Origin of the sequence: Bradyrhizobium sp. (genome assembly GCF_004799445.1) — a bacterium.
In the GTDB taxonomy this organism is placed as follows: Bacteria; Pseudomonadota; Alphaproteobacteria; order Rhizobiales; family Xanthobacteraceae; genus Bradyrhizobium.
In genome coordinates, this window is record NZ_SSNA01000078.1 from 1 (window position 1) to 3,801 (window position 3,801).

4 protein-coding genes and 1 pseudogene are annotated in these 3,801 nt (G+C 55.6%); 3 read left to right on the forward strand and 2 right to left on the reverse strand.

From position 1 onward, the window contains the following. Positions 1 to 402: pseudogene (locus E8A46_RS10570) on the forward strand (metallophosphoesterase); the annotation flags it as partial. 7 nt (positions 403 to 409) lie between these two features. Here E8A46_RS10570 and E8A46_RS10575 read toward each other — a convergent pair. Next, positions 410 to 898, reverse strand: a complete 489-nt coding sequence (locus E8A46_RS10575) for a CDP-archaeol synthase (RefSeq protein WP_291560262.1) — start codon at positions 896 to 898, stop codon at positions 410 to 412. A 320-nt stretch (positions 899 to 1,218) separates the two neighbouring features. On the opposite strand from E8A46_RS10575, the gene E8A46_RS10580 reads away from it, so the two are divergent. Continuing rightward, positions 1,219 to 1,695 (forward strand): universal stress protein, encoded by a 477-nt coding sequence (locus E8A46_RS10580; protein ID WP_291560264.1) that lies wholly within the window; start codon positions 1,219 to 1,221, stop codon positions 1,693 to 1,695. A 301-nt stretch (positions 1,696 to 1,996) separates the two neighbouring features. Here E8A46_RS10580 and E8A46_RS10585 read toward each other — a convergent pair whose 3' ends face one another. Then, entirely contained in the window at positions 1,997 to 3,010 is a 1,014-nt protein-coding gene (locus E8A46_RS10585) for a DUF2336 domain-containing protein (protein WP_291560266.1), read from the reverse strand. A 422-nt stretch (positions 3,011 to 3,432) separates the two neighbouring features. Here E8A46_RS10585 and E8A46_RS10590 point away from each other — a divergent pair, with 422 nt between their 5' ends. Next, the gene (locus E8A46_RS10590; RefSeq protein WP_291560267.1) at positions 3,433 to 3,636 is read left to right on the forward strand and encodes a hypothetical protein; all 204 of its coding nucleotides are present in this window, start codon (positions 3,433 to 3,435) and stop codon (positions 3,634 to 3,636) included. The last annotated feature ends 165 nt before the right edge of the window (positions 3,637 to 3,801 follow it).

The window sequence follows — 3,801 nt, forward strand, 5'->3', positions numbered from 1 at the left end:
CTCAACGAGAGCGCGGTGATCGTGCGCGGTGATCAGCAGATCTATCTAGCCGGAATCGATGACGCGCACTGCTTCAAGGTCGACAATATCGAAAAGGCTGCATCGCGGATACCGTCTGGCAAGTTCTCCATATTATTGTCCCACACGCCGGAAATCTATCGCCAGGCGGCTCATGCCAATTTCAATTTGTTGCTGAGCGGACACACGCATGGTGGCCAGATCTGTCTGCCAGGATCTATTCCGATTATACTTGACGCAGTATTGCCTCGACGGATGGGGGCGGGAGCTTGGAAGTATCACAACATGACTGGCTACACGTCCGTGGGTGCTGGATCGAGCGTCGTTCCTGTTCGTTTCAACTGTCCGCCGGAAATCACCCTGCATTGCCTTCATTCGGGCTAACGTCGCGCTAATATGGTTCGTCGCGCAGGTGGGCCCGGAATAGAAGACGGGACAGAATTAGCGCGCCAATAAAAAAGATCCCGACGCCAAGCGCTATGTCTGCGATCGTCAATGAAAGTGCATCGCGGCATGCCAGCATAGGAAATAGGGATTCGGGCACCTGATCGAGCCCGAGCGCCTGGCCGCTCGACGGCAAGTTTAGGCGGCGCTTCACGAAACTGGAGAACAGATCGCCCGCCATTGCCGCGCCCGCTACCGTGGCGCCGATCGTCAGGTCCAGGCCGATTAGCGGTGCACTCGCGGTGGTGACGAGGATCGAGACCACAGTCCCGCGGATAGTTTTCGAGTGACCAAACAACGGCCGCCCATCAAAAAATATAGTTCCGGCATCCAGTGGAAACGAAAAACGCGAGCCGAAAATCTTCTTCGCAACGATCGGCGTGCCGTTCGCCAACATCATTAACACCAATAATTGCAGGATGTGCAAAAGTTGCATCGCTATAGTCTATCTCAGCTAGCGCCGTTGCGCGACCCTCGCCCGCCGGGGCCCCGGCGGTCGATTATAGGGATCGAGATATGGATCAGTTGTTGGCGTCGGCTATAAACAGCGACATCTGCCGCCAGCACCGCTGCCAGTCGCCGTTCTACCCGCTCGCCTTGCCACGGCTAGACTAGAATTTCGCGGGCGGCGTGCAGCAAGGGATGGGCGGGCAATTCCTTCCAGGATATCTAGCCTCCGACTAATACCCGGCCGTAGGCCGAAGGATACGTGCTAATCTGCCTTTGCCAGTTCAGGCCAATGGTGAGGGGCGCCTCATGTATAAGAAAGTTCTTCTCGCCTACGACGGCTCGATCGAAGGAAGGCGGGCATTGCGGGAGGGTGCGAAGCTTGCGCAACTTTGCGGCGCAGAAGTCTTCCTGCTAGCCATTGTAGAAACTGCCTCCAGCGTCGCCGCTTTGGAAGTAGGCGTCATGATCTCGATGGACGAGCAGTTTGAAACTTATAAGGCGATCCTTGCGGAAGGTGCGGAGCGGCTTGAGGCCATGGGCTTCTCACCGACGGCGCGGCTGGGTATGGGAGCGCCTGGACCGGAGATCGCCGGGGTCGCCGAAGAGATAGGAGCAAATCTCGTCGTTGTAGGCCATCGTCCCAGCGGGCCGCTGGCGCGCTGGCTGTTCGGCTCCGTCGGCACCTACCTGGTCAAGCATCTTCGCTGCAGCGTCTTGGTCGCCCAGACCGAGATCAGTGACGATCAGTTTGCAAAGCTGATGGTGACGGCAGGACTGGTGTAATTCTGCAGGAGTAATAAGTGTCGGACCTCGGAAACGGCCCTGCGGGGTGGAGGGGAAAGGCACGTTCGAATCTTGTCGGGTGCGCCGGGAAAGCGTGTGCCGAGCGTGCCGGGACTGTGGCCGGGCGGATTTCGTCGAATGGACGGCGCTAATGAAGGTTTCATTGGCAGCGCATCAGATCTTATATTGCTCGTAGTGAAGGCCAGCCAGCGATGGCATTGGACCCGTGCGATAGAACTGGGTGTCGCCAATGATTGGGCCGCCATTTGCGTGGGGAAACGGGTCCAAGGACTTCGCGCTATTACCCAGCTGCTTTTGCTGTCTCTTGAACCTGCATAGATCGCATCGATTCTTGAGCCGCCGCCCGCGACAACTCAAGGAAGGCATCTCTGGCGTCATTAAGCTCCTGCTGCGAAATCGAATGATAAGCAAACGGGGATTTCAAGATGAGCGCGGCCGTTGACCAAGTCAGGTTGCCGGCCCTACAGGCGACAACGAGCTCTTTATGGCTCATATTCTTAAGCAGGCGTTCGATCAGCGCCGACTTGACTCCGGAAAATAGCGCAAGTGTAGCCGTCGTTTCTTCGTGCTTGTGCGCTTTTACAAATTCAACCAGCGCGGCCTCGGTCAACTGGCCGCACCTGTTGAGCTCGTGAGCGAGACTATCGGCGCGGGCAAAGTCGCAGGGCCGAGTTGCTTTTTGGCCTAACTCGTTTGCGATACTCCCAAGCGCTCTCTGGATTTGCTCCTGATTCTCAGGCGATACGGCCGCCAACAACCGCGATCGGACCAGATCGGTCGCATGTGCCAGCAATCGCCGAAGTAGTTGAAACGGGATGTCGAGGCGAAGACCAAGCCTTTCTGCAAGCCTTTCGTCACCATCAGACTTTTTCACAAGCGTGGCAAAACCGACTTCCGAGAATTGCGCGCCGGAATTTCCTGCAAGCGCATGGCACACCTCCACGTCTCCGCGCTCGACCAACACATCGGTGACAGCTTGGGGGAGAGAAGCCCGTGCTGATATTGCCAGCAAGTGACCTTGACCCTTAGATTTCGCAACCTCGATCAGATCGCCTTCCGTAAGTCGATTCGACTGGGTTAGCACTGGCCCCGCGATCTTGATCTTGTCATGCCGCGACAAATGGCGGATTACTTCAATTGGGGCATTGTTGACTGGGGCTAGGCTCTTGCTGAGTTGGACGAGCGCCTTGGTCTCGATCTTCTGAATCAGGTGGACCAGAACGTCGCCGAACACGCCGATTTGCTGCTCATTGAGACGGTCAGACTCATCGAGGAATAAGCTGGTAATACGCATCAGCGTCTCCTCCCGTTTTTCGGGAGAGCCAACTTTAACAGCAACTTCTAGTTCATCGAGCAGAAAAGTATACGACATGAGCCCCAAGTCTTGGGAGTGAATTTATCTTATAATTCAGGCGGGATAATCTAGCGCTAAAAATAAAAGACGAGGTTAACGAAAAACTCATCGATCGGCCTAGCCGCCTCGAAGGCGGCTAGGGTCACGTTCGAATCGTGTCGGGTGCCTAGAAAAGCACGTGCCGAGCGTGCTGGGACTGTGGCGGGCAAAATCTTCGAGCCGAGGCCAGTTTCCCCGCATCGTTCAGGAGTTGTTCTAGATTTCCTATCTGTTTACATAGGTAGACGGTTGCTAGCCTGTTTCGTTAGCGGACGCGTTCTGCGGTTTGAGAGCAAATATGCCTATAAGGAAAACAATGTCAGTTGATAAGGTTAAAGACACTCCGCCTTAAAAAGCCGATCGCCGAGAGCAAGATTGTCGAAGCTAAGCCGGAATCCCCCGCCAAGACTGAAAACAAACCGGACGCTACACCGAAAAAGCAAGGTATGGGCGAGGGTCAGAAGGCGGTATCCAAAGCCTACAAGGACAACTGGAACGACATTTTTGGGAAGAAGAAAAAGCGATAGCACCTGTTGTCTACTCCACGGAAAATCTGTGCAGCCGCGGCAGCTTCAGCTTCGTCGTTCGCTGACGCAAAAGGCCCGGCATTGCTGCCGGGCCTTTCTTAGTTGTGCTCTGAACGGTTGATTTAGAAATCCATGCCGCCCATTCCACCCATTCCGCCGCCACCC